We start from the raw sequence: 2,030 nt of genomic DNA, 5'->3' as shown, positions 1-2,030 counted from the left end.
GCAGTTGCTGCGGTGCGGGCTGGACGACCACCGGCACGGGCACCGGTGCCGGCGGCACATAGAGCGCAGGCGGGACGGCAGCGGTCGTCGCACCCGGACGGTCGCTCGCGCCCAGCTTCACCGCAGGCGCTTCGAGCGAGCGGCGGCGCGAGTCGAGCACGCTGAACAGGATCACGCCCAGGATCGCCATGCCGATCGCGATGACGATCCATGAGGGGCCGCCTCGCGGCAGCGCGACTTGCGGAGCCACACTCTGTTCGTCGCCCGAAGGCGGGGTGACGCGCGGATCGCCGCCGGTGGGTGCCATGCTCGCCATCAGCGCGTCTCCACCCGAACGGCGCGCGCGATCTGCCGGTCGAGCCGGAACACGAGCCGCGTCACCACGCTGTCGATCACATAGATTCCGTCGCGCATATTGCCGTTGACCAGCGCCTCGTTGCCCTTGGCGTCGACCGCATAGACCGCGGGCAGCGTCGCGTCGGTGGGCCATTCGATATAGGTCTTCGCGCCATCGTCATCGATGCCGCTCGGCCGGATCGCGCTGTCGCCGGTCAGCCGATAGCGTCCCCGCACTTCGCTTGCCGTGGCCTCGCTGTCGGGCGTGGCGGACGCGGTGCCCGGGTACCGGAAGCGCACCGTATAGGCCATGTCGCTCTGCGGGCCGTAGAGCGGGCGCAGTTCGAAGGCGTAGATGCGCGAATCGGTCAGCACCGTCATGTTCGTCGAAACGCCACCCTGAACCGGCTTCACGAACAGGTGATCGCCGCGCTTGTTGGGGGTCGCCTGCCATGCGCCGCTGTCGCCCAGCGCGACATTCTCGATCCGCTCGTCGGGCGCGAACATCACCGTCACCTGATAACCCGGCGCGGCTTGGATTAGCACCACCTGCTGCTCGTTATACTCGATCGACTGGACGCGCGGGTCGCCCGTCCCCGGCTGGGGCGCGACCTGCGCGGCAGCGGGCAAGGGCAGCATCATTGCCGCGAGAAGGGCGATGACGATCCTCATTGCGGGTTGGGATCGTAATTGGGCTGATCCGGCGGGGGAACGAAGCGCGGGCGCGGCGTGGGCTGCGCGCCCTGCGGGATGACGATGCCCGGCGCGGTCTCGTCGCCCGCAGGCGCTTCGGCGGCAGCGCCCGGCTGTGCGGGCTGCGAGGCGGGAAGCGCCTCCGCATTGCGCTGATAGCTGGTCACCAGGAAACCGAGCGGGTTCACATAGCGATCCTCGATCCGCATCGGCTCGCCCGAATAGCGATACTTGATCACCGCGACCCACGCCTGAACCGCCGACACCTGGCCGCCTGCATCGCGGCGAACCGTCTCGAACCGCACCATCGCGCTGCTGTTCGGCATCGGGCTGACGCTCTTCACCCGCGTCTCCAGCACCGTCGTGCGCGGCAGCCTTGCCAACGGACTCTCCGGGTTCGATGCCTGCATGCCCGAGACATATTGCGCCCGGGCGGTCCCTTCGGACCATAAAGCGACCTTGGTGTAATTGGTCTGCACCGCGTTGATGTCGAAGCCTTCGCGGGCGATCACATATTGCACCAGGAAGCTCTGGGTCAGCGCGGTGTTGCCCGCGATCTGCGCCGGTTCCAGCGGCTTCAGCGCCTGAACATAGCCGGTCTGCTTGTCGACCAGCAGCGTCAGCGGCTCGACCGTCTTGAGGGGGACGAGGCTGTACAGCGCAAACGCCTCCAGCACCGCGATCAGGCCGAACACGGCAGCCACGATCCAGGCGATCCGGCGCGATCCGCGCACCGTCTCCTGCTGGTCGACGCCCCAGCTCTCGGCCTTCTCGTAATATTGGTCGAGCGCCTCGCGCGCCTTCATCTTCATGAGCCCGAATCCCGTTTGCCGGCGCTACCCGTAGACCGGGCGCGCGTGCGGCGCGAATGGCTTTGCCCCAGCGGCGTGGGCGGCGGTGGCGAAAGGTCACGCGCCTTTGCGGATGCCGATGCGCGCGGCGCGGCGATCCCGGAAACATTGTTCACCGTCTCGCGGCGCTGCGTGGCGGCCACCGCTTCG

The 2,030-nt window shown here is 68.2% G+C and carries 3 protein-coding genes; all 3 read right to left on the bottom strand.

Features of this window, described 5'->3' with window-relative positions:
* Positions 1–316: hypothetical protein (locus tag P1X14_RS22005; RefSeq protein WP_277317563.1), on the bottom strand; the 316-nt coding region annotated here is incomplete at its 3' end.
* Positions 316–1,008 carry a TrbG/VirB9 family P-type conjugative transfer protein gene (locus P1X14_RS22000; RefSeq protein ID WP_277317562.1) on the bottom strand — a complete coding sequence of 231 codons (693 nt, stop codon included), beginning with the start codon at positions 1,006–1,008 and terminating at the stop codon, positions 316–318. The genes P1X14_RS22000 and P1X14_RS22005, both read right to left, overlap by 1 nt.
* Positions 1,005–1,841, bottom strand: coding sequence for a type IV secretion system protein (locus P1X14_RS21995; protein WP_277317561.1), 837 nt, complete (start codon positions 1,839–1,841; stop codon positions 1,005–1,007). The genes P1X14_RS22000 and P1X14_RS21995 overlap by 4 nt, the downstream gene beginning before the upstream one ends.
* Between the last annotated feature and the right edge of the window lie 189 nt (positions 1,842–2,030).

This window comes from Sphingomonas sp. AOB5 (assembly GCF_029433115.1).
GTDB lineage: Bacteria > Pseudomonadota > Alphaproteobacteria > Sphingomonadales > Sphingomonadaceae > Sphingomonas.
This window is presented reverse-complemented; position numbering and strand designations above follow the sequence as displayed.

Coding starts and splice junctions, on each gene's coding strand:
- P1X14_RS22000 (WP_277317562.1), bottom strand. CDS start 1,008: ATGAGGATCGTCATCGCCCTTCTCGCGGCAATGATGCTGCCCTTGCCC.
- P1X14_RS21995 (WP_277317561.1), bottom strand. CDS start 1,841: ATGAAGATGAAGGCGCGCGAGGCGCTCGACCAATATTACGAGAAGGCC.